The 23,123-nt window shown below is 62.3% G+C and carries 17 protein-coding genes; 10 read left to right on the forward strand and 7 right to left on the reverse strand.

Going from position 1 to position 23,123, the window contains the following annotated elements; all coding sequences use genetic code 11:
- Nucleotides 1–93 precede the first annotated feature (93 nt).
- The 7 genes from B5P46_RS12770 to B5P46_RS12800 all read left to right on the forward strand — a co-directional run bounded on the left by B5P46_RS12770 (nucleotide 94) and on the right by B5P46_RS12800 (nucleotide 11,694).
- Nucleotides 94–2,556, forward strand: coding sequence for a glycogen/starch/alpha-glucan phosphorylase (locus B5P46_RS12770; RefSeq protein ID WP_129418969.1), 2,463 nt, complete (start codon nucleotides 94–96; stop codon nucleotides 2,554–2,556).
- A complete protein-coding gene (gene glgB, locus B5P46_RS12775) occupies nucleotides 2,553–4,760 on the forward strand; it encodes a 1,4-alpha-glucan branching protein GlgB (protein ID WP_129418970.1) in 2,208 nt (735 codons plus the stop codon). The genes B5P46_RS12770 and glgB overlap by 4 nt, the downstream gene beginning before the upstream one ends.
- Nucleotides 4,761–4,779: 19 nt before the next feature.
- Complete coding sequence (glgC, locus tag B5P46_RS12780) at nucleotides 4,780–6,042, forward strand: glucose-1-phosphate adenylyltransferase (RefSeq protein WP_020051642.1); 1,263 nt, start codon at nucleotides 4,780–4,782, stop codon at nucleotides 6,040–6,042.
- A gap of 3 nt (nucleotides 6,043–6,045) precedes the next feature.
- Nucleotides 6,046–7,488 carry a glycogen synthase GlgA gene (glgA, locus tag B5P46_RS12785; protein WP_129418971.1) on the forward strand — a complete coding sequence of 481 codons (1,443 nt, stop codon included), beginning with the start codon at nucleotides 6,046–6,048 and terminating at the stop codon, nucleotides 7,486–7,488.
- Nucleotides 7,489–7,494: 6 nt separating this feature from the next.
- Nucleotides 7,495–9,126, forward strand: coding sequence for an alpha-D-glucose phosphate-specific phosphoglucomutase (locus B5P46_RS12790; protein ID WP_094087425.1), 1,632 nt, complete (start codon nucleotides 7,495–7,497; stop codon nucleotides 9,124–9,126).
- A gap of 12 nt (nucleotides 9,127–9,138) precedes the next feature.
- Nucleotides 9,139–11,115, forward strand: a complete 1,977-nt coding sequence (glgX, locus tag B5P46_RS12795; protein ID WP_129418972.1) for a glycogen debranching protein GlgX — start codon at nucleotides 9,139–9,141, stop codon at nucleotides 11,113–11,115.
- Between the two features lie 90 nt (nucleotides 11,116–11,205).
- Nucleotides 11,206–11,694: a MaoC family dehydratase gene (locus B5P46_RS12800; protein WP_027667785.1), complete on the forward strand. Its 489-nt coding sequence runs from the start codon at nucleotides 11,206–11,208 to the stop codon at nucleotides 11,692–11,694.
- 15 nt (nucleotides 11,695–11,709) lie between these two features.
- On the opposite strand, the gene B5P46_RS12805 is transcribed toward B5P46_RS12800, so the two are convergent.
- The 6 genes from B5P46_RS12805 to B5P46_RS12830 are packed head-to-tail and all read right to left on the reverse strand — an operon-like array spanning nucleotide 11,710 to nucleotide 17,692.
- On the reverse strand, nucleotides 11,710–12,108 hold the full coding sequence (locus B5P46_RS12805; protein ID WP_129418973.1) for a VOC family protein: 399 nt from the start codon (nucleotides 12,106–12,108) through the stop codon (nucleotides 11,710–11,712).
- A 44-nt stretch (nucleotides 12,109–12,152) separates the two neighbouring features.
- Complete coding sequence (locus B5P46_RS12810; protein WP_129418974.1) at nucleotides 12,153–12,701, reverse strand: sarcosine oxidase subunit gamma; 549 nt, start codon at nucleotides 12,699–12,701, stop codon at nucleotides 12,153–12,155.
- Entirely contained in the window at nucleotides 12,694–15,687 is a 2,994-nt protein-coding gene (locus tag B5P46_RS12815) for a sarcosine oxidase subunit alpha (protein ID WP_129418975.1), read from the reverse strand. Before B5P46_RS12815 ends, B5P46_RS12810 begins: the two co-directional genes overlap by 8 nt.
- Nucleotides 15,684–16,025: a sarcosine oxidase subunit delta gene (locus tag B5P46_RS12820; RefSeq protein WP_129418976.1), complete on the reverse strand. Its 342-nt coding sequence runs from the start codon at nucleotides 16,023–16,025 to the stop codon at nucleotides 15,684–15,686. The genes B5P46_RS12815 and B5P46_RS12820 overlap by 4 nt, the downstream gene beginning before the upstream one ends.
- 12 nt (nucleotides 16,026–16,037) lie before the next feature.
- Entirely contained in the window at nucleotides 16,038–16,439 is a 402-nt protein-coding gene (locus tag B5P46_RS12825; protein ID WP_129418977.1) for a hypothetical protein, read from the reverse strand.
- Complete coding sequence (locus tag B5P46_RS12830; RefSeq protein ID WP_129418978.1) at nucleotides 16,439–17,692, reverse strand: sarcosine oxidase subunit beta family protein; 1,254 nt, start codon at nucleotides 17,690–17,692, stop codon at nucleotides 16,439–16,441. The genes B5P46_RS12825 and B5P46_RS12830 overlap by 1 nt, the downstream gene beginning before the upstream one ends.
- Nucleotides 17,693–17,947: 255 nt before the next feature.
- On the opposite strand from B5P46_RS12830, the gene B5P46_RS12835 reads away from it, so the two are divergent.
- Entirely contained in the window at nucleotides 17,948–19,054 is a 1,107-nt protein-coding gene (locus B5P46_RS12835) for a FecR family protein (RefSeq protein ID WP_129418979.1), read from the forward strand.
- 5 nt (nucleotides 19,055–19,059) lie between these two features.
- On the opposite strand, the gene B5P46_RS12840 is transcribed toward B5P46_RS12835, so the two are convergent.
- Nucleotides 19,060–21,231 (reverse strand): CHASE2 domain-containing protein, encoded by a 2,172-nt coding sequence (locus B5P46_RS12840; RefSeq protein ID WP_129418980.1) that lies wholly within the window; start codon nucleotides 21,229–21,231, stop codon nucleotides 19,060–19,062.
- Nucleotides 21,232–21,791: 560 nt separating this feature from the next.
- On the opposite strand from B5P46_RS12840, the gene rpsU reads away from it, so the two are divergent.
- Together rpsU and B5P46_RS12850 are read left to right on the forward strand one after the other, a co-directional pair.
- Entirely contained in the window at nucleotides 21,792–22,004 is a 213-nt protein-coding gene (gene rpsU, locus B5P46_RS12845) for a 30S ribosomal protein S21 (protein ID WP_018072771.1), read from the forward strand.
- A 134-nt stretch (nucleotides 22,005–22,138) separates the two neighbouring features.
- Nucleotides 22,139–23,008: a tetratricopeptide repeat protein gene (locus B5P46_RS12850; RefSeq protein WP_129418981.1), complete on the forward strand. Its 870-nt coding sequence runs from the start codon at nucleotides 22,139–22,141 to the stop codon at nucleotides 23,006–23,008.
- Nucleotides 23,009–23,123 lie beyond the last annotated feature (115 nt).

Genomic DNA, 23,123 nt, shown 5'->3' on the forward strand with positions numbered 1-23,123 from the left:
TAACGATGCATAAACTGTCGGCTGCGCAAGCGACAAATTGATTGAATCAGGCATAACATCCTGAAACCAAATTAAAATTGGCGAGACCTGACGATGAACACTGTTTCCAAGCCGATCATCCCCTCCCCCGCCCCGCGCAGCTCAAAGCCGGAAATTCTCGCCGAAGAAATTATCGAACGTCTGACCTACCGCATCGGCAAGGATGCCAAGGTGGCAAAGCCGCATGACTGGCTGACCGCGACCATCCTGGTGGTGCGCGACCGCATCATCGACAAGTGGATGGCTTCCACCCGCGAGGTCTATGCGACAGGTGCCAAGCGCGTCTATTATCTTTCTCTCGAATTCCTGATCGGCCGCCTGATGCGCGACGCCATCTCGAACCTCGGCCTGATGGAGGAGGTGCGCGATGCACTCGCCTCGCTCGGCGTCGACGTCAACGTCATCGCCGGCCTGGAGCCGGATGCCGCACTCGGCAACGGCGGCCTCGGCCGTTTGGCTGCCTGTTTCATGGAGAGCATGGCGACGGTCGAGGTTCCGGCCTATGGTTACGGCATCCGCTATGTCCACGGCCTCTTCCGCCAGCAGCTGGCCGACGGCTGGCAGGTGGAGCTGCCGGAAAACTGGCTCGCCCACGGCAATCCCTGGGAATTTGAGCGCCGCGAAAGCTCCTATGAAATCGGCTTCGGCGGCGCCGTCGAATTCATCACCACCCATGACGATCAGCCGCGCTATGTCTGGAAGCCGGCCGAGCGCGTCATCGCCGCCGCCTTCGACACGCCGGCGGTCGGCTGGCGCGGCAAGCGCGTCAACACGCTGCGCCTCTGGTCGGCGCAGCCGATCGATCCGATCCTGCTCGATGCCTTCAATGCCGGCGACCACATCGGAGCGCTGCGCGAAAGCAACAAGGCCGAAAGCCTGACCCGGGTTCTCTATCCTGCCGACGCCACCCCGGCCGGCCAGGAGCTGCGCCTGCGCCAGGAATTCTTCTTCTCGTCGGCCTCGCTGCAGGACATTCTGCGCCGCCATCTGCAGCAATATGACGATTTCACCTCGCTGCCGGATAAGGTGGCGATCCAGCTGAACGACACTCATCCCGCCGTCTCGGTCGCCGAGCTCGTGCGCCTGCTCTGTGACGTTCACGGAATGGATTTCGACCAGGCCTGGGAAATCACTCGCCATACCTTCTCCTACACCAACCACACGCTTCTGCCCGAAGCGTTGGAAAGCTGGTCGGTGCCGCTGTTCGAGCGCCTGCTGCCGCGCCACATGCAGATCATCTATGCGATCAATGCCAAGATCTTGATCGACGCCCGCAAGGGCAAGAACTTCTCCGACGGGGAAATCCGCTCGATCTCGCTGATCGATGAAAGTGGCGACCGCCGCGTGCGCATGGGCAACCTCGCTTTCGTCGGCTCGCATTCGATCAACGGCGTCTCGGCCCTGCACACCGACCTGATGAAGGTCACGGTCTTCGCCGACCTGCACAAGCTCTATCCCGACCGCATCAACAACAAGACCAACGGTATCACGCCACGCCGCTGGCTGCAGCAGTGCAATCCCGGTCTCACCGGCCTGATCCGCGAGGCGATCGGCGACGAATTCCTCGATGATGCCGAAAAGCTGCGTGCGCTCGACGTGCATTCCTCCGATCCGGCTTTCCAGCAGAAATTCGCAGCGATAAAGCGCGCCAACAAGGTGGCACTCTCCAACCTCGTCGCCAGCCGCATGGGTGTGAAGCTCGATCCGTCGGCGATGTTCGACATCCAGATCAAGCGCATCCACGAATACAAGCGCCAGTTGCTTAATATCATCGAGGCCGTCGCGCTCTATGACCAGATCCGCTCGCATCCCGAGCTCGACTGGGTGCCGCGCGTGAAACTCTTCGCCGGCAAGGCGGCGCCGAGTTATTATAACGCCAAGCTCATCATCAAGCTGATCAACGACGTCTCCCGCACGATCAACAACGACCCGGCGGTACGCGGCCTGCTGAAGATCGTCTTTGTCCCAAACTACAATGTCTCTCTCGCCGAAGTCATGGTTCCGGCCGCCGACCTCTCGGAGCAGATCTCGACCGCGGGCATGGAAGCATCCGGCACCGGCAACATGAAGTTCGGCCTGAACGGCGCGCTGACGATCGGCACGCTCGATGGCGCCAATGTCGAGATGCGCGACAATGTCGGCGAGGACAACATCGTCATCTTCGGTCTCAAGGCCGACGAGGTGTCGAAAGTCCGCAGTGATGGCCACAATCCCCGCGCCATCATCGAGGGATCGCGCGAACTCGCCCAGGCGCTTGCGGCCATCGGCTCCGGCGTCTTCTCGCCCGATGACCGCAACCGTTACACGGCACTGATCGACGGCATCTATTCGCACGACTGGTTCATGGTCGCGGCCGATTTCGACGCCTACGCCCAGGCCCAGCGCGACGTCGACCAGATCTGGACCAACCAGTCCGCCTGGTACACCAAGACGATCAACAATACGGCGCGGATGGGCTGGTTCTCTTCCGACCGTACGATCAGGCAATATGCAGACGAAATCTGGAGAGCCGGATGAAAACGCCGAAAACCGTCCCTGAAGTAAAGCTTTCCTGGGAAATTTCGGCAGATGAAATCACGGCGATCCTTGCCGGCTCGCATTCCAATCCCTTTGCCGTCCTAGGTGTGCACCAGGCCGGCGACGCTTTCGTCGCCCGGTGCTTCATCCCGGGCGCGGAGGAAGTGACCGCCATGACGCTCGACGGCGGCGTCATCGGCGAACTGAAGCAGCTCCATGCCGACGGCGTCTTCGCCGGTCCGGTTTCCCTCACCAAACTCCTGCCGGTGCGTTACCGCGCCCGGCGCGGCGATGCCGAATGGGCTGTTACCGATCCCTACAGCTTCGGTCCGGTGCTCGGACCGATGGACGATTATTTCGCCCGCGAGGGCTCGCATCTGCGCCTGTTCGACAAGATGGGCGCCCACCTCATCAAGCATGACGGCGCCCAGGGCATCCATTTTGCCGTCTGGGCGCCGAACGCGCAGCGCGTCTCGGTCGTCGGTGATTTCAACAATTGGGACGGCCGCCGCCACGTGATGCGCTTCCGTGCCGACAGCGGCATCTGGGAAATCTTTGCCCCTGATGTAGCGATCGGCGTTGCCTACAAGTTCGAGATCCGCGGCCAGGACGGCGTATTGCTGCCGCTGAAGGCCGATCCCTTCGCGCGCCGCAGCGAGCTGCGGCCGAAGACCGCCTCGGTCACCGCCGCCGAGCTGGAGCAGGAGTGGGAAGACGAAGCCCATCTGAAGCACTGGCGCGAGACCGACAAGCGCCGCCAGCCGATCTCGATCTACGAGGTTCATGCCGCCTCTTGGCAACGCCGGCAGGACGGCACGATGCTGTCCTGGGACGAGCTCGCCTCCAGCCTCATCCCCTATTGCGCCGACATGGGCTTCACCCATATCGAATTCCTGCCGATCACCGAGTACCCCTACGACCCCTCCTGGGGTTACCAGACGACCGGCCTCTACGCGCCGACTGCGCGTTTCGGCGAGCCGGAAGGCTTTGCTCGTTTCGTCAACGGCTGCCACAAGGTCGGCATCGGCGTCATCCTCGACTGGGTGCCTGCGCATTTCCCGACCGACGAGCACGGCCTCGGCTGGTTCGACGGCACGGCGCTCTACGAGCACGAAGACCCGCGTAAGGGCTTTCACCCGGATTGGAGCACGGCGATCTACAATTTCGGCCGCACCGAGGTCGTTTCCTATCTCGTCAACAACGCGCTCTATTGGGCCGAAAAATTCCATCTCGACGGTCTGCGAGTCGATGCCGTCGCCTCGATGCTCTACCTCGATTATTCGCGCAAGCACGGCGAATGGATCCCGAACGAATATGGTGGCAACGAGAACCTCGAAGCGGTCCGCTTTCTCCAGGATCTCAACATCCGCATCTACGGCAATCACTCCAACGTCATGACCATCGCCGAGGAATCGACCTCTTGGCCCAAGGTCTCGCAACCCGTCCATGAAGGCGGCCTCGGTTTCGGCTTCAAGTGGAACATGGGCTTCATGCACGACACACTGAGCTATATGAGCCGCGATCCGATACACCGCAGGCATCATCACAACGAGCTCACATTCGGCCTGCTTTATGCCTATTCGGAAAATTTTGTCCTGCCGCTCTCGCATGACGAAGTCGTCCACGGAAAAGGCTCGCTGATCGCCAAGATGCCGGGCGACGACTGGCAGAAGTTCGCCAATCTGCGCGCTTACTACGCCTATATGTGGGGCTATCCCGGCAAAAAGCTGCTGTTCATGGGCCAGGAATTCGCCCAATGGAGCGAGTGGAGCGAAGAGAAGGCACTCGACTGGAACCTGCTTCAATATCGCATGCACGAGGGTATGCGGCGCCTGGTGCGCGACCTCAATTTCACCTATCGCAGCAAGCCGGCGCTGCATGAGCGCGACTGCGAGGGCGAAGGTTTCGAATGGCTGGTCGCCGACGACCACCAGAATTCCGTCTTTGCCTGGCTACGCAAGGCGCCGGGCCAGAAGCCGGTCGCCGTCATCACCAATTTCACCCCTGTCTATCGCGAGAATTACTCGATCCGCCTGCCGTCCGCAGGGCGCTGGCGGGAAATCCTGAATACCGATGCCGACATCTACGGCGGCAGCGGCAAGGGCAATGGCGGGCGCGTGCAGGCCGTCGATGCCGGCGGCGAAATCACCTGCTCGATCACCTTGCCGCCCTTGGCGACAATCATGCTTGAACCTGAAAATTAGTGACTGGTGGGAGGAGAAAATGGTAGAAAAGCGCGTTCAGCCACTTGCCCGCGATGCAATGGCTTATGTTCTGGCGGGCGGTAGGGGAAGCCGTCTCAAGGAACTCACCGACCGGCGTGCCAAGCCGGCCGTCTATTTTGGCGGCAAGGCCCGCATCATCGATTTCGCCCTGTCGAACGCCCTGAATTCCGGCATCCGCCGCATCGGCGTCGCCACGCAATACAAGGCGCATTCGCTGATCCGCCACATGCAGCGCGGCTGGAACTTCTTCCGCCCCGAGCGCAACGAAAGCTTCGATATTCTGCCCGCCAGCCAGCGCGTCTCCGAGACGCAATGGTATGAAGGCACGGCCGACGCCGTCTATCAGAACATCGACATCATCCAGGATTACGGCGTCGAATACATGGTCATTCTTGCCGGCGACCACGTCTACAAGATGGACTATGAATGGATGCTGCAGCAGCACGTCGATTCCGGCGCCGACGTGACCATCGGCTGCCTGGAAGTGCCGCGCATGGAAGCGGTCGGCTTCGGCGTCATGCATGTCAACGAGAAGGACGAGATCATCGCCTTCGTCGAGAAACCGGCCGATCCGCCGCCCATTCCCGACAAGCCGGATTTCGCCCTCGCCTCGATGGGCATCTACGTCTTCCACACCAAGTTCCTGCTCGATGCGCTGCGCCGCGACGCAGCCGACCCGACCTCGAGCCGCGACTTCGGCAAGGACATCATCCCCTATATCGTCAAGAACGGTAAGGCGGTCGCCCACCGCTTCGCCAAGTCCTGTGTCCGCTCCGATTTCGAGCACGAGCCCTACTGGCGCGACGTCGGCACGATCGATGCCTATTGGCAGGCCAATATCGACCTGACGGCGATCGTTCCGGAACTCGACATCTACGACAAGTCCTGGCCGATCTGGACCTATGCCGAGATCACCCCGCCGGCGAAATTCGTCCATGACGACGAGGATCGCCGCGGCTCGGCCACCTCCTCCGTTGTGTCAGGCGACTGCATCATCTCTGGCGCCATGCTCAACAACAGCCTGCTCTTCACCGGTGTCAGGGCCAATTCCTTCTCCAAGATGGAAGGTGCGGTCATTCTGCCGAACGTGAAGATCGGACGGCGCGCGCAGCTCAAGAATGTGGTGATCGACCATGGTGTCGTCATTCCGGAAGGCCTGGTCGTCGGCGAGGATCCCGAGCTCGATGCCAAGCGCTTCCGGCGGACGGAAAGCGGCATCTGCCTGATCACGCAACCGATGATCGACAAGCTGGATATCTGACTTATGAAAGTTCTTTCGGTTTCGTCCGAAGTCTTCCCTTTGATCAAGACAGGGGGTCTGGCCGATGTGTCCGGCGCCCTGCCGATTACTCTGAAAGCCTTCGGGGTCGAGACCAAGACCCTCCTGCCCGGCTATCCCGCCGTGATGAAGGTCATTCGCGACGCCGTCGTCAGGCTCGAATTCCCCGACCTGCTCGGTGAGCGGGCGACCGTGCTCGAGGTCCAGCACGAGGGCCTCGATCTGCTCATCCTCGATGCGCCGGCCTATTACGACAGGCCCGGCGGCCCCTATCTCGATCCCCTCGGCAAGGACTATCCGGACAACTGGCGTCGTTTCGCCGCCCTGTCGCTCGCTGCCTCCGAGATCGCCGCCGGCCTGCTGCCCGGCTGGCGGCCGGATCTCGTCCACACCCACGACTGGCAGGCGGCGCTGACCTCGGTCTATATGCGTTATTACCCGACGCCGGAACTGCCGAGCGTGCTGACCATCCACAACATCGCCTTCCAGGGCCAGTTCGGTTCCGAGATCTTTCCCGGCCTGCGCCTGCCTGCCCATGCCTTCGCCACCGAAAGCATCGAATATTACGGCACTGTCGGCTTCCTCAAGGGCGGCCTGAAGACTGCCCATGCGATCACGACGGTCAGCCCGACCTATGCCGATGAGATCCTGACGTCGGAATTCGGCATGGGGCTCGAGGGCGTCATCGCCAGCCGCATCGACGATCTTCACGGCATCGTCAACGGCATCGACACCGATATCTGGAACCCGGCGACCGATCCTGTCGTCCACACCCATTATGGCCCGACGACGCTGAAGAACCGCGAGGAGAACCGCCACTCGATCGCCGAATTCTTCGGTCTCGACAATGACGACGCCCCGATCTTCTGCGTCATCAGCCGTCTCACCTGGCAGAAGGGCATGGATATCGTCGCCAACGTCGCCGATGAGATCGTCGCCATGGGCGGCAAGCTCGTCGTGCTCGGCTCCGGCGAAGCCGCCCTTGAGGGCGCGCTGCTCGCCTCCGCCAGCCACCACCCCGGCCGCATCGGCGTTTCGATCGGCTATAACGAGCCGATGTCGCACCTGATGCAGGCCGGCTGCGATGCGATCATCATCCCCTCGCGCTTCGAACCCTGCGGCCTGACCCAGCTTTACGGCCTGCGTTACGGCTGCGTGCCGATCGTCGCCCGCACCGGTGGTTTGAACGACACGGTGATCGACGCCAATCACGCCGCACTTGCGGCGAAAGTCGCAACCGGCATACAATTTGCCCCCGTGACCGAAACAGGCATGCTACAGGCAATCCGCCGTGCGATGCATTTTTATCAGGACCGAAAACTCTGGACCCAATTGCAAAAGCAGGGCATGAAATCGGATATCTCCTGGGAGAAGAGCGCCGAACGCTACGCTGCCCTCTATTCAAGCCTCGTCTCGAAAGGCATGTGACCTAAAATGATCAAGTCCGTATCCACCACGCCCTATCTGGACCAGAAACCCGGCACGTCGGGCCTGCGCAAGAAGGTTCCGGTCTTCCAGCAGCCGAACTATGCGGAGAACTTCATCCAGTCGATCTTCGATTCGCTGGAAGGCTATCAGGGCAAGTGCCTCGTCATCGGCGGCGACGGACGCTACTACAATCGCGAAGTCATCCAGAAGGCGGTCAAGATGGCCGCGGCCAATGGCTTCGGCAAGGTCATGGTCGGCAAGGGCGGCATCCTGTCGACGCCGGCCGCTTCCCACATCATCCGCAAATACAAGGCTTTCGGCGGCATCATCCTCTCCGCCAGCCACAATCCCGGCGGCCCGACCGAAGATTTCGGCATCAAATACAACATCAACAATGGCGGCCCGGCGCCGGAAAAGATCACCGACGCGATCTATGCGCGCTCCAAGACGATCGACAGCTACAAGATCGCTGATTTCGCCGACGTCAATCTCGACCGCATCGGCAAGGACGAGCTTCCCGGCGGCACGATCCTCTCGGTCATCGACCCGGTCGAGGACTATGCCGCGCTGATGGAAGAGCTGTTCGATTTCGGCGCCATCCGCAATCTGATCAGCCTCGGCTTCCGCATTGCCTTCGATGGGATGAGCGCCGTCACCGGTCCCTATGCCAAGGAAATCTTCGAAAATCGTCTCGGTGCTCCCTCGGGCTCGGTGCGCAACTTCATGCCGCTGCCGGATTTCGGCGGCCATCATCCGGACCCGAACCCGGTGCACTGCAAGGAACTCTTCGATGAGATGATGGGCGATGACGCGCCCGATTTCGGCGCTGCTTCCGACGGCGACGGCGACCGCAACCTGATCATCGGCCGCGGCATCTTCGTCACGCCTTCCGACAGCCTGGCGATCCTTGCCGCCAACGCCAATCTCGCCCCCGGCTATTCCGGCGGCCTTGCCGGCATCGCCCGCTCGATGCCGACATCGGGTGCTGCCGACCGCGTCGCCGAAAAGCGCGGCATCGGCATGTACGAAACGCCGACCGGCTGGAAATTCTTCGGCAACCTGCTCGACGCCGGCATGGCGACGATCTGCGGTGAGGAAAGCTCCGGCACGGGCTCCAGTCACGTCCGCGAAAAGGATGGCCTCTGGGCCGTGCTTCTATGGCTGAACATTCTTGCCGTGCGCGGCGAGAGCGTCGCCGATATCGTCACCCAGCACTGGCAGACCTACGGCCGCAACTATTATTCGCGCCATGATTACGAAGGCCTCGACACCGATGCGGCGAACGGCCTGGTGGACAATCTCCGCAGCCAGCTTCCCACCCTGCCAGGAAAGAGCTTCGGCAGCCTGAAGGTGGAGAAGGCCGACGACTTCGCCTACCACGATCCGATCGACAAATCGGTGAGCGAGCATCAAGGTGTCCGTGTGCTCTTCGAGGGCGGCTCCCGCGTCGTCTTCCGCCTGTCCGGCACCGGCACGTCTGGCGCAACCTTGCGTGTCTATATCGAGCGCTACGAGCCGGATTCGACTCGCCACAACATCGAAACGCAGGAAGCGCTCGCCGATCTGATCGCCGCCGCCGAAAGCATAGCCAGCATTCGTGAACGCACGGGACGCGATGCGCCAACCGTGATCACCTGATCCGGGGGGAACATGCGGGGGAACAGTTCGGCGCAAGCCGGCGCGATCGTCTTCGAGACCGGCGTCGAATTTGCCGTGTGGTCGCATCATGCCGCACAGATTGAACTCTGCCTCTTCGAGGATGACGGCAACAGGGAATTCGCGCGCCTGCCGATGGCGCGCGACAGCAACTACTTCCATCGTCTCTTTGTCGACGGACTGAAGGAGGGCGCGCGCTACGGCTATCGCGCCGACGGTATCTATGCGCCCGATAACGGCCTCTGGTACGATCCTTCCAAGCTGCTGATCGATCCCTACGCCAAGGAGATCGATAGGCCGTTCCGCTACGATCCCCGCCTCGGCATCTATGGCGAGGACAGCGAGGATCTGATGCCGAAGGCGATCGTCACCACCGATACCCGAGCCGCGATCCGCAAGCCGCTGTTCAAGCCGGGCGGCTTTATCTATGAGGTGGCGGTGCGGCCCTTCACCATTCTCCACCCCGACGTGCCGGAGGCTGAGCGCGGCACGGTCGCAGCGCTTGCCCATCCCTCCGTCGTCGCGCATCTGAAGCGGATCGGTGTCGATGCCGTCGAACTGATGCCGATCACTGCCTGGATCGACGAACGCCATTTGCCGCCGCTCGGCCTCACCAACGGCTGGGGCTACAATCCCGTCGCCTTCATGGCGCTCGATCCGCGGCTCGTCCCCGGCGGCATGACGGAACTGCGCGAGACGGTCGCGGCCCTCCATGCCGAAGGCATCGCCGTCATCCTCGACCTCGTGTTCAACCACACCGGCGAGAGCGACCGTTACGGCGCGACGCTGTCGCTGCGTGGCCTCGACAACCTGCATTATTATCGCCACGCCCAGAATTGCCCGGGCGAACTCGTCAACGACACAGGCACCGGCAACACGCTGGCCTGCGATCATCCTGAGGTTCGCCGCCTCGTCGTCGACAGCCTGCGCCATTTCGTGCTCAACGCCGGCGTCGACGGTTTTCGCTTCGATCTCGCCCCGGTGCTCGGCCGCACCGCGACGGGCTTCGAACGCGACGGAACACTGGCCGCGATCCTCTCCGACGATGTGCTGGCCGACCGGATCATGATCGCCGAACCCTGGGATATCGGCCCGGGCGGTTACCAGCTCGGCAATTTCCCGCCGCCCTTCCTTGAATGGAACGACCGGGTTCGCGACGACCTGCGCTGCTACTGGCGCGGCGACGATTGGAAGACCGGCGCGCTTGCAACCGCACTCGCCGGCTCCTCCAACATCTTCTCCCGCAACGACGGCAAGGAGACGCGCAGCGTCAATTTCCTCGCCGCCCATGACGGCTTCACGCTGATCGATCTCGTCTCCTATGCCGGAAAGCACAACGACGCCAACGGCGAACACAATCGCGACGGCCATAACGAGAACCACTCCTGGAACAACGGCGTCGAGGGGGAAACCGTCTATCCGACGATCCGCAAGCGTCGCCGGGACGATGTGATGGCGCTGATCTCAACGCTCTTTGCCACCCGCGGCAGCATCATGCTGACGGCGGGCGACGAGGGCGGCCGCAGCCAACACGGCAACAACAACGCCTATTGCCAGGACAACGAGATCACCTGGCTGGACTGGAAAGCGTTGGACGGGGATCTCATCGCCCACACTGCCTTCGTTGCAGGGCTGCGCCGCCGCTTCACCGTCTTCTCCGAAACGGGCTTCCTGTCAGGAAACGGCGACGTCGAATGGATTTCGCTCTCAGGTGAGCCGATGACCGTTGCCGAATGGGAGACGCCGTCGCTCTCCACTCTCGGCATGCTGTTGTCGACCGGAGACCGCTCCTCTCGCGGCAGGCAGACCCGACTTGGCGTGCTTTTCAACCGCTCCGGGAGCCGCCAATTTTTCACGCTGCCTTCTGAGGGCGAACCGGGATGGCGCCAGTTGACCCCGGATGGAACGAAGAAAGCCGGTGGCCGCGCAACCGTCGAGCCACGCTCGATTGCCTTTTTCGTAGAAAATTGACCGCCTCCCCTTCCTCGCGCAAATCCTTGTCGCAATCGTCACAAATGCACGATAAGGCTTTGCCGCGGCGGCTTATTTCACGAGGAATTCATGGTCACGGAAATTTCACTCTCCGACGTGCGGGGATTGATCGGCATGGAAACGGGCCTTTCGGATTGGGTCACCGTCGACCAGACGATGATCGACGCCTTCGCGTCGGCGACCGACGACCATCAGTTCATCCACGTCGATCCTGAGCGCGCGGCGGCCGAGAGCCCCTTCGGCGGCACCATTGCCCACGGCTTCCTGACCCTGTCTCTGCTGTCGACGATGAACTACAATTGCCTGCCGAAAGTGCGCGAGCAGACACTGGGCATCAATTACGGCTTCGATCGCGTCCGCTTCATGACGCCGGTGAAAAGCGGCGCCCGCGTCCGCGGCCGCTTTCTGCTCTCCGAAGCCCGCTTCCGTGGCGCCGGCATGCTGATGACCACCTATGACGTCACGATCGAGATCGAAAACGAGAAGAAGCCGGCGCTGACGGCAAAATGGATCACCATCATCCAATTCGACCCAAAGGACCGTCCCGAGGACGTCTGAGCAAAACTGCTTTTGTTACTCGGCCGAATTGAAGACGGCTTCGAGAGCGTGTCCGTCGGGATCCATGACAAACGCCGCGTAATAGTGCTCACCGTAATGAGGCCGCAGGCCGGGACGGCCATTGTCACTGCCGCCTTGCGCGATTGCCGCCACATAAAACTGATCGACTGCCTGGCGGCTCGGCGCGGCAAACGCCAGATGAAAACCCGGGCCGGGCGCACGCTGACCGTCCGGGCGATGCTTGATCGCCAGTTTGTCCCCGCCGCCGGGAAGGCCGTAGCCGATTGCCTGCCCTGTTTGCCCCGGCCTGATATCGTCCCAGACCCTGATATAACCGAGCGCGGCAAGGGCAGCATCGTAAAATGCCGCCGACCGCTCGATGTCGGAAACGCCGAGGGAGGCATGGTGCAGCATTCGCTTACCTCTTGAATGAGCGCACGCCCGCGATTTGCTTAGATTCAGTGCCCCGCGTCATGAGCCGCCTCGTTCAGCAGCCCGAAGACATAATCCGAAAACGACCGCCAGCACTCCACCCGGAACGTGTCTTCTTCCGTACGGAAAAGCACGATTTCCGCTTTGCCGAAGACCGTGCGCGATGCGGCGCCGACCGGAAAGGAAGAAAGCGACAGATCCTGCGGGCAGCCGGCCGAAAGCGTCGCCTCCGCACCCGGTCCCGAGACGATGATCGCGAGATTGCGGTGGGAAACGTCGGTCGCCGAATGCAGCGTGCCGGCGCCGGAAAGTGCTGCCATCAGATCGGCGCCGGCCTCGTCGATCACCAGCCACTCGTCCGGCCCAATCCAGAGCGCTGATCGGGCGCCGGCCCGGCCGGATGTCTTCGGGGCATCCGGCACCGTCAGGCCCAGAGCAGAGGAAAGTGCCGCGAGCGATTCCGCCGGCGCGCGTAGCGCCACCCGGCTGGCAGTGGGTGTGGTCGTCAGCCGCACCGCTGCGGAGCCGCCGAGACGTCCGGCAAGCGCCGGTTTGCGAATTGCGACATCAGCCATGAATGCGGCCCCCTTCCTTGTCAAAGAATACCAGATCCGTCACTTCGACGGCGATCGTCCGGTCCGGCATCGGCACATAGAGCGTCTCGCCCATCCGCGCCCGGCCGCCGGCGACCAGCGCGAAGGCGATCGACCTGCCGCAATTTTCCGACCAATAGGCCGATGTGACGTGCCCGAGCATGGTCATCGGCTTCGGCTCGTTCGGGCTCGCGACGATCTGCGCGCCTTCTTCGAGCACCAGCTTCGGGTCTTTGGGGACCAGGCCGACGAGCTGTTTGCGCCCATCCTTGACGAGATCCGGCCGCTTCAGCCCGCGAATGCCGACGAAATCCGTCTTTTTCTTCGAAACCGCCCAGGAAAGTCCGGCGTCATCGGGGGTCACTGTCCCATCCGTATCCTGCCCGACGATGATGTAACCCTTCTCGGCGCGCAGAACGTGCATCGTCTCCGTGCCGTAGACGCAGGCGCCGAGCGGTTCGGCATTGGCCCAGACCGCTTCGAGCACCGACTGGCCGTAATCGGCCGGCACGTTGATTTCGAAGCCGGTTTCGCCGGTGAAGGAGACGCGGAAGAGCCGCGCCGGCACGCCGCAGACCGTGCACTCGGCAACGCTCATATGCGGGAAGGCCTCGTTCGAAAGATCGAGCCCTTCGACCAGCGGCGCGACGATCTCGCGCGCCTTCGGCCCCTGCACGGCGATGACAGCCCATTGTTCGGTTACCGAGGTCAGCCATACCTTCAGATGCGGGAATTCCGTCTGCAGGTAATCTTCCATGTGATGGAGAACGCGCGGCGCGCCGCCGGTCGTCGTCGTCACATGGAAACGGTCGTTCGCCAGGCGCCCGACAACGCCGTCGTCATAAACGAAGCCGTCCTCGCGGGTCATGATGCCGTAGCGGGCCTTGCCGGGTTTCAGCGTATCCCAGGCATTGGTGTAGATGAGGTTGAGAAATTCCGCCGCATCCGGCCCCACCACCTCGATCTTGCCGAGCGTCGAGGCGTCGAAGATACCAGCCGCCTCGCGTGCCGTCCGGCATTCGCGAGCGACCGCCTGGTGCATGGTTTCGCCGGCCTGTGGATAGAACCAGGCACGCTTCCAGTTGCCGACATCCTCGAAGACCGCGCCATGGGCTTCTTCCCAGCCGTGCAGCGGCGTCTTGCGCGTCGGATCGAACAGCTCTCCGCGTGAATGGCCGATCAGCGTACCATAGGTGACCGGCGTATAGGGCGCACGGAAGGTGGTGAGCCCGACCTGCGGGATTTCCTTGCCGAGCATTTCGGCGGCAATCGCCAGGCCATGCATGTTGGAGAGCTTGCCCTGGTCCGAGGCCATGCCGTTGGTCGTAAAGCGCTTGATATGCTCGATCGAATGCATGCCCTCGCGCACGGCGAGGCGGATATCCTTGGCGCAGACGTCATGCTGGAAATCGATGAAGGCCTTGGCGCTGGTCTTCGGCCCAGCGCCTTCGGCAGCGCCGATCATGCCGCCCGTCCAGTCATAAGCCTGCTCAGCCGAAACTGCGATCTTCTCGCCGCTGCTTCTGCCGGTGGCCTGCGCCATCAGCTCGCCGGCGGCAAGCGATTCCTCGATCGTCCGCTGCAGGTCGTCGGTGCCGTTGCAGGCGCCGACCGAGAGGCAGTCCTGCGCATAGGAGCCGGGCAGGAAACGCTGGCTTTCGGCATCGAAGGCCACTTTGCCGCGCGACTGCGAGAATAGATGGACCGACGGCGTCCAGCCGGCCGAAACCAGCAGCGCATCGATCGCGATCTTACGTGGCGAACCGCCGCCGTTGCGCGCCACCGTCATGGATGAGATGCGCAGCCGTCCCGACGTATTGACGACCGATTGGCCGGCCAGAACATCGATGCCGAGCGCCCGCGCCTCTGCCAGCACAGCCGCTCCCGGCGTCTGCCTGCTATCGACGATGGCGGCGATCGAAACACCGGATCGTTTCAGATCGAAGGCCGCCTCATAGGCGGAGTCGTGCGCCGTATAGATGCCGACCTTGGTCCCGACCGCGACGCCGTAATGATTGAGATACATCCGCCCCGCCGAGGCGAGCATGATGCCCGGCCGGTCGTTGTTCGGAAAGACCATGTGCCGCTCGATCGCGCCGGTGGCAAGGATGACCCGCTTGGCCCGGACCTGCCAAAGCCGCTCGCGCGGCAGATCGCGGGAAGGCTTGGCGATATGATCGGTGACGCGCTCGGCAAGACCGACGAAATTGTGGTTGTAGTAGCCGAAGGCGGTCGTGCGGGTGAGCACTTCGACATTGTCCATCGCCTTCAGCCGCGCCACGGCCTTCTGTGCCCAACTATTGCCGTCCTGTCCGTCGATCGTCACGCTGGCATCGTAGCGCAATGCGCCGCCCGCTTCCGCCTGCTCGTCGCAAAGGATCACCCGCGCGCCGGTCTCGGCCGCAGCCAGCGCCGCCGAGAGCCCGGCAACACCGGCGCCGACCACCAGCACGTCGCAATGGGCATAGCGGCTGGCATAATGGTCAGGATCCTCCTCCGTCGGCGCAACGCCGAGGCCGGCAGCGCGACGGATGAGCGGTTCGTAGACGTGTTTCCAGGCGGCGCGCGGCCACATGAAGGTCTTGTAGTAGAAACCGGCGGCGAAGAACGGCGACATCAGATTGTTGACCGCGCCGATGTCGAAGGCAAGCGAGGGCCAGCGGTTCTGCGAGCTGACGATCATGCCGTCGAAGACTTCCTGCACGGTGGCGCGCACGTTGGGCTGCTTGCGCGCCGTATCGCGGGAAACATCGATCAGCGCGTTCGGCTCCTCGGCCCCTGCCGACAGAATGCCGCGGGCCCGGTGATATTTGAACGAACGTCCCAGAAGATGCACGCCGTTGGCGATCAGCGCCGAGGCCACGGTATCGCCTTCGAGCGCCGTATAGCTCTTGCCGTCGAAGCTGAAGCGCGCGGTCCTGGCCGGTGTCAGGCGCCCCTTGCCGGCGATACGGTTCGCGCCGCTCATTGCGCCTCTCCTTCCACGGCTTCATATGTCTCGACAGGCCCATGCTGCGCGGCCGCCGCACCGATCTCAGGCTTTGGTTCACCCGCCTTGTAGGTCACGATGAACTTGTCGGTCACCGTATCGCGCGCCGCGTTGAAGAAGCGCCCGCAGCCGTGAATATGCCGCCAGCGTTCGAAGATCAGCCCCTTCGGATTGTCGCGGATAAAGAAATAAGACTCGAACTCCTCGTCCGAAATCGAGGCGATATCGGCGGACCGCGCGATATGCGCGTCACCCGCGCCACGGAATTCGAGCTCGGAGCGCTCTTCCTGACAGTAGGGGCAATAGATCAGCAGCATGTGTTACCCGTCTTAGAGTTCCGATCCGGAAACATTGGTTCCGGGAGGTTGATTGCAGAGACGCTTTCCCATCGTCACATAGGGAATGAGGCGCTTGAGAAGCTGTTCGAAATTGTCATAGGGCTCCAGCACACCGGTCATGCCGATATTCGCAAAAGCCATCATGGCGATATCGTTGTCGATCACGAAGGCACGTCCCGGCGTTCCGCCGACCTCGGGCACGAAATAGACGGCTGGTTGGCGCAGGATCATCGCGCAAAGCAGCGTGCCGCTCTCGGCAACGAAGGGCCATTCGCTTTCGCCGGCGGCCCTGTTGATCTTCTGCAGGCGGAAATCTCCGACGCCGGGAAAGACGTCACCGGCCGGCATTGCCGCGCCGCTGATCCCGATCGTCAGGAGAGCCGCCGTCCACATCAGTGCGCCACCGCCGCTGCCGCCGCCTCGTCGATCAGCCGGCCGCTGCGGAAGCGCTCCAGCGTCAGCCCGGCATTGAATTTGTGCGGCTCGTCGCGGGCAATCAGATGCGCGAAGAGATTGGCCGAGCCCGGGGTCGCCTTGAAGCCGCCGGTGCCCCAGCCGCAATTGACGTAAAGCCCGGGAACCGGCGTCTTCGACTGGATCGCCGAACGATCCGGTGTATTGTCGACGATGCCGCCCCATTGCCGCATCATCTTGACGCGCCGGAACATCGGGAAGAGCTCGCAGATAGCGTCGAGCGTGTGCGTGATGATCTGCAGCCCACCGGTCTGGGAATAGGAATTATACTGGTCGGTGCCGGCACCGATGACGAGCTCTCCCTTGTCGGACTGAGAGATATAGGCATGCACCGTGTTCGACATGACGACGCAGGGAAAGATCGGCTTCAGCGGCTCGGAGACCAGCGCCTGCAGAGGGCTCGATTGCAGCGGCACACGTACATCAGCCATCTGCATGATTGTTGTCGTATGGCCGGCCGCCGAGACGGCGATCTTTCTGGCGCCGATGAAGCCGCGCGAGGTCTCGACCCCGGTCACCTGTCCGTCCGGACCGCGCCGGATGCCGGTCACTTCGCAATTCTGGATGATGTGCACCCCGCGGTCTGAGGCCGCCCGCGCATAACCCCAGGCAACCGCGTCGTGCCGCGCCGTGCCGCCGCGCCGCTGCAGTGCTGCCCCGTTGATCGGGTAGCGCGCGCTGGCCGAGATATCGAGCGGCGGACAATAGGCCTTCGCCTGCTCCGGCGTCAGCCATTCATTGTCGATGCCGTAGAGCCGGTTGGCATGGATATGCCGTTTGAAGGACTGCTGGTCGTGAATATTGTGCGAGAGCATCATCACGCCGCGCGGCGAATACATCACATTATAGTTGAGCTCCTGGGAAAGCCCCTCCCAGAGCTTCATCGAATGCTCGTAGATGTGCATGCTCTCTTCATAGAGATAGTTCGAGCGGATGATGGTGGTGTTGCGCCCGGTATTGCCGCCGCCGAGCCAGCCCTTCTCGATCACCGCCACATTGGTGATGCCGTGCTCCTTGGCGAGATAATAGGCAGCACCCAGCCCGTGGCCACCGGCGCCGATGATGATGACGTCATATTCGGCGCGCGGCTCAGGCGAAGTCCACTGCTTCTCCCAGCCCTTGTGGCCGCGAAGGGCCTCCCGTGCCACGGCAAAAACCGAATATTTCCGCATCCGCCTTCTTCTCCTTCGGGAAAGGGCCTGTTCTCCGCGCCCATACAAATCGCAAATCCAAATGCGGCACAACGGTTCTTTTGCGACGCGCGAGAGCTTTGGTTTCGACACGCCGAAGAGAATGCCGCTTCAAGCGGAAGACGCAAGCCGCGGCATATCCGCTTAACCGTCGGCCGGCGACCTAACCCAAGAGGGTGAGAAGACAAGCAATTGCTAAAATGTTAACGATCGCATGTTCCCGGGGGTACGTGTATCATGTGGGGTTGGCGCGCAGTATCAGTCGCGATGCTTTGCATCGCGTTAAGCGGCGCATCGCCGGCGCTCGCCGCCGAGCCGGTCGGCCAGGCTGTCGTCATCAAGACGCAGGTGACCGGACAGAGCGGGCCGATCGAGGTCGACACCCGCGTTCATCGCAACGAGCGCATCAAGACATCGCAATCGGGGCTTGGCCAATTCCTGTTTCGTGACGGCACGAAGCTCGCGGTCGGCTGGGGTTCGTCGGTCGTGATCGACAAATATGTCTTCGACGATTCCCAATCGGTCAAGAAACTGACGATCAGGGCGGCAAAGGGCACATTCCGCTGGGTCAGCGGCAGTTCCAACTCCTCGGCCTACCAGATCCTGACGCCCGCCGGCACGATCGGCGTGCGCGGCACCGCTTTCGATTTCTACGTCGGCCCGGATGGCACAACGGCCATCGTCCTGCTGAATGGTGCTGCCCGTTTCTGCGGCCCGGGCGGCTGCCGCCAGTTGCAGCAGCGCTGCGATTGCGTGGTGGCCAAGCCGAATGGCGATATGTCCGCGGCAGGCCGGGTCGACCCCAGCATCCTCGAGACGCTCGGAAATCAGCGCGCCCTGCCCTTCCTCACCGGCAATCAGCGACTTGCCGGCGGCATCGGCATGCTCGGCGGCTGCAATATGGCGTCAGCCGCGCCGGAAAGAAAGGACAGGAACCGGCCGCCGCCTCCGGCTTCGCCCGATCTGCAGAAACAAGATCCGCCGCAGAAACAGGCCGAGCCACAAAAGGAGCGGCCGAACAAGCCCGACAAGCCGCATCACGACAAACCGCATCATGATAGGCCGCATCACGATAAGCCGCATCACGACAGGCCGGATAGGCCCGACAAGCATGATGGGCATGACAAGCCGGACGGCCATGGCCGGCATGACGGTCACGACAGGCCGGGAAATCACGGCCAGAATCACGGGAATGACCGGGACCATCGAGGACACGACCGCGACCATGATGGAGATCGTGATCGCGGCAAAGATCGCGATCGTAATCACGATAAGGATCGTGATCGGGATCACGACAGGGATCGGAACCACGACAAGGGCCGGGGTTTCAATCGTAACCGCTGATGCCTTCAGTCGGCCGCGCTCTTCTCGAACCCGTCAGGCACCTTCCGAAAATGATCGGTCCTGCCGGAGATCCGCTGATAGAATTCCGCCAAACCGTCGATCACCTGCCCCGCCCTCAGTTTTGCCGTGCCGATAAGCTTGCGGGTATTCTTCGAATGCGAAAGCAGGGCCTGCATCAGTTGCTGGTGAACGACAATAAGTGCTGCAAACTCGGCAGATGCTGCAACGCGTTCGTCGCCGACGACGGCGAGGATCTGTGTGCGGTTGCTCTTGCCCTTGAGCGGAATGGCGCCGGCCTCGATCAGCGCCATTCCCCGCACCAACCTTGCCGTGCTGTCGGATATCAGAATATCGAAACCGACTTCTTTGCAGCATGATTCCAGCCGCGCCGCGGTGTTGACGGCATCACCAACCGCCGAATAGTTGAAGCGCGTCTTGGCGCCCATATTGCCGACACAGGCAAGGCCGGTATGGATGCCGATGCCGATCCCGACCTGTTGCCCGGGCCCGAAGCCGAAGGCGTCGCCGGCATTCAATTCGGCCAGCGTTTCGCGCATGGCAAGGGCTGCACGAACGGCCTTGGTTCCATGATCGGCCACATCGACGGGCGCATTCCAGAACGCCATGATCGAATCGCCGATGAACTTGTCGAGCGTGCCTTCATTGGCCACCACATGGCGGCTCAGCGCGTCGAGCAATGTGTTCAGGAACGCGACGACATCCGTCGGCGCCAGCCGCTCGCTGATCTCGGTGAAGTTCCTGACGTCGACGAACATCACCGTCAGCTCGCGGTCGTCGCCGCCAAGGCGCAAAGCATCTGGGGTATGCTCGATGCGGTGGAGCAGCGATGGAGAAAGATAATGCCCGAAGGCGCGCCGCACCGCGCGCCGCTCCCGGTCGATCACCAGGATCCGGAACGAGGTCGCGGCAAAATGGATGATCGATCCGCTGACGATCGGAGCCAGTGGATCGAAGAGAAGCCCTGCATAAAGAAACGAGAGCCAGGACGCCACCAGCGCCATGGCCGTGATCAGCAAGCCACAGATCAGAGCGACGGCAGGGCTGACGAAGGTCGTCACCACGACGAGCAGGCAGCCGAGCACCGCGATCAGCAGGATTTCCAGCCCGTCGGCCCAGTCGGGCCGCGACAGGAAATGGCCGGAGAGGATCTGCTCGACGGCCTGCGCATGCAGCGAAACGCCGGGAACGTTCTCGCCGAGCGCGGTGACGCGGATGTCCTGCAGCCCGGCCGCGGATGTGCCGACGAAGACGATGCTGCCGTCGATGGCGGCCGCGACCTCGGGAGAGGCCCCTCCGGCTGCGAGCACCTGACGGGCGGATATGTATCGCTCGGCCCGGTCGGGGCTGACATAGAGCCAGAGTTCGCCCGCCGCCGTCAGCGGCACGACGAAATCCCCGATCTTTGCCGATGTCATGATTCCGGCGCGATCGGGCGCTCCCGATAGCACATAGGTCGATACTCCCTGCGCCACGCGAAGAGCTTCGATCGCGAGATTCGGATAGAGCTGCTCGCCGTCTGCCAGGAACAGCGGCACCGCCCGCACCACCGGCGAGGGATTGCCGGGATTGAGGCTGATATGGCCGAGCCCCGCCGCATTGGCCTCCAATTGCGGTCTGAGCGGCGTCGAGGCGCCGAGATGGGGCGGAGCCGAGACAGGGCTTTCGCCGGTGAAGGCAAAGCCCGCCTTGGCGGGCGGCCGGTAGTTGCCCTCGTTGGAAAGACCGAAGCCGAGCACGACGGGCTTTCCGGCAATCGAACGGGCGAATACCTCGTCATTGTCGGGCAGCTGCTCGGCGAGGGAAGGATCCACACCGGCAACGTCGCGCACAACATTGCGCGGCGACAGCCGGTCCGGCTCGGCGAAGAGAACATCGAAGGCGATAGCCGAGGCACCCATCTCCGAAAGCCGGTCCACCAGCAGAGCCATGCGGTCCCGCGGCCACGGCCACTGGCCGAATTCGCGCAGCGACGTCTCGTCGATGTCGATCACGCGGACCGGCATCGGCTCGAAGGTCCTGGGAACCAGCCGCTGATACTCGTCGAAAGTCACGCCGCGGATCAGCTTGAAAATCCCAGGATCGCCTGCCCGGAGGATCGTCAGCACAGCCACGATCGCCAGGCCGATAACGACACCGATTTGCTGCACGCGCGTCATGATCTCACCGGCTGTCCCCCCGACGGCCGACAGAACGGCCCGCACCTGCCGGCAGACAGGCTACGCCGCTTTCGGTCCAAACGCCATTCGCAGATGCATCAGGGACGCTGTCTTTTCAGCCTCCCGCTTTTCGCTTCCGGCCGGACGGCAGGCAACCGTCTTCAATCAGGCCACGCCTCCAGTTTTGGCCGGGCTTTTGCCTGGATGACAAGGCTTCGACCTTGCCCGGCGTGCGGCGAAATGCTCTTGTAACGATCGAAAATCGAATGCTTTTCGAGAAAAGGATGAAGGTCGCCGTGATTTCCGAATCCGCCGTCAGGACGACTCTCAAGGAGGGAATCGCCGCGCTGGATGAAGCCGCGCCTGAACCCGGCCGGATCATGACCGGTTCAGGCGAAGCGTGATTTTTCCGCCCGCCTTCCATATCCATCTGGACTTCCCGTACCCAATCTGCTATCCCGCATCACCAATCGCAAGGCTGCGGCCGCGCGAACGTTATTGTTTTGCCTCTGGCCGCTGCGCCGCCTCCGGCATCAACCAACCAAAGGAACGTGATTCTCGTGCAGGTACTTGTCCGCGATAACAATGTTGATCAGGCTCTCCGCGCTCTCAAGAAGAAGATGCAGCGCGAAGGCATTTTCCGCGAAATGAAGATGCGCGACTACTACGAGAAGCCGTCGCAGAAGCGTGCTCGCGAAAAGGCCGAGGCTGTTCGCCGTGTTCGCAAGCTGGCCCGTAAGCGCGCCCAGCGCGAAGGTGTGGTCGCACGCTGAGCGTTGCCGTCGTTTTTTCGACGTTTTCAGATGCATTGTGGCGGGGGCGATGGGTTCGCCGCCGCTTTTTTAGTTTGCCGCTGAAGATCGCATATCCGCGCACCGGATATGCCGCATGGGGAAAGCGAGCCCGAATGGCTGTCAACACCTTTAATCCGTCCCGCGCTTTGCGCTTGCAGAAAATGGCATTCCTGCCCGCTTTGGCGCTGGCGGCAATGTTCGGCCTCGCCGGCTGCGAGACGACCAATACCACGGATGCCGTGATCCGCATCGACAAGGCGCAGGGTTCGGAAGAGAATATCGCCTCGCTGACGGCGGTCATCAACGCCAATCCGAGGGATCCCGAAGGTTACAACGTCCGTGGTTCCGCCTATGGCCGCGCCGGCCAGTTCCGCCCGGCGCTGAACGATTTCAACACGGCATTGCAGATCAATCCGCGGTTTTTCCAGGCTTACGCCAACCGCGCTCTCGTCTATCGCAATATGGGCCAGCAAGCCCAGGCGATTGCCGATTACAATGCCGCCCTGCAGATCAATCCGAGCTACGACGTCGCCTATATCGGCCGCGGCAATGTCTATCGCATGGCCGGCCAGGACGACCAGGCCTTCAACGATTTCGACAAGGCGATCCAGCTCGGCACCACCGATGGCCGCGCCTATCACAATCGTGGTCTGATCTATCAGAAGCGCAATCAGCAGGATAAGGCGATCGACGACTTCTCGAAAGCGATCTCGCTCGCGCCGAATTCGGCCGAGCCCTATAATGGCCGCGGCATTTCCTATATCGCGCTGAACGACGACGACAACGCCTTTGCCGATTTCAATCATGCGATCGAGCTTAACGGCAACATCGCCGAATCCTGGGCCAACCAGGCGCTCGTCTACGAACGCCGCGGCGACAAGGCGAAGGCTGCCCGCTCCTATCGCCACGCGATCGGCCTCGATCCGAAGTACCAGCCGGCTCGTGACGGCCTTGCTCGCGTCGGCGTCGCCCCAGCCGGCTAACGAAATGGTCGGGCGGCAGGAGCGATCCTGCCGCAAAAGCGGCCGCAAGGCCTCAAAACGAGACGCCGCAAAAGATCCGCCGCTCTCGACGACCTGTCATAGTATGTTGCAACCT

Source organism: Rhizobium leguminosarum (assembly GCF_004123835.1).
Classification (GTDB): Bacteria; Pseudomonadota; Alphaproteobacteria; order Rhizobiales; family Rhizobiaceae; genus Rhizobium; species Rhizobium leguminosarum_M.

Bases quoted from the DNA above. Each gene is read 5' to 3' on its own strand.
- B5P46_RS12770 (WP_129418969.1), top strand. From the start codon at position 94: ATGAACACTGTTTCCAAGCCGATCATCCCCTCCCCCGCCCCGCGCAGC.
- glgB (WP_129418970.1), top strand. From the start codon at position 2,553: ATGAAAACGCCGAAAACCGTCCCTGAAGTAAAGCTTTCCTGGGAAATT.
- glgC (WP_020051642.1), top strand. From the start codon at position 4,780: ATGGTAGAAAAGCGCGTTCAGCCACTTGCCCGCGATGCAATGGCTTAT.
- glgA (WP_129418971.1), top strand. From the start codon at position 6,046: ATGAAAGTTCTTTCGGTTTCGTCCGAAGTCTTCCCTTTGATCAAGACA.
- B5P46_RS12790 (WP_094087425.1), top strand. From the start codon at position 7,495: ATGATCAAGTCCGTATCCACCACGCCCTATCTGGACCAGAAACCCGGC.
- glgX (WP_129418972.1), top strand. From the start codon at position 9,139: ATGCGGGGGAACAGTTCGGCGCAAGCCGGCGCGATCGTCTTCGAGACC.
- B5P46_RS12800 (WP_027667785.1), top strand. From the start codon at position 11,206: ATGGTCACGGAAATTTCACTCTCCGACGTGCGGGGATTGATCGGCATG.
- B5P46_RS12805 (WP_129418973.1), bottom strand. From the start codon at position 12,108: ATGCTGCACCATGCCTCCCTCGGCGTTTCCGACATCGAGCGGTCGGCG.
- B5P46_RS12810 (WP_129418974.1), bottom strand. From the start codon at position 12,701: ATGGCTGATGTCGCAATTCGCAAACCGGCGCTTGCCGGACGTCTCGGC.
- B5P46_RS12815 (WP_129418975.1), bottom strand. From the start codon at position 15,687: ATGAGCGGCGCGAACCGTATCGCCGGCAAGGGGCGCCTGACACCGGCC.
- B5P46_RS12820 (WP_129418976.1), bottom strand. From the start codon at position 16,025: ATGCTGCTGATCTATTGCCCCTACTGTCAGGAAGAGCGCTCCGAGCTC.
- B5P46_RS12825 (WP_129418977.1), bottom strand. From the start codon at position 16,439: ATGTGGACGGCGGCTCTCCTGACGATCGGGATCAGCGGCGCGGCAATG.
- B5P46_RS12830 (WP_129418978.1), bottom strand. From the start codon at position 17,692: ATGCGGAAATATTCGGTTTTTGCCGTGGCACGGGAGGCCCTTCGCGGC.
- B5P46_RS12835 (WP_129418979.1), top strand. From the start codon at position 17,948: ATGTGGGGTTGGCGCGCAGTATCAGTCGCGATGCTTTGCATCGCGTTA.
- B5P46_RS12840 (WP_129418980.1), bottom strand. From the start codon at position 21,231: ATGACGCGCGTGCAGCAAATCGGTGTCGTTATCGGCCTGGCGATCGTG.
- B5P46_RS12850 (WP_129418981.1), top strand. From the start codon at position 22,139: ATGGCTGTCAACACCTTTAATCCGTCCCGCGCTTTGCGCTTGCAGAAA.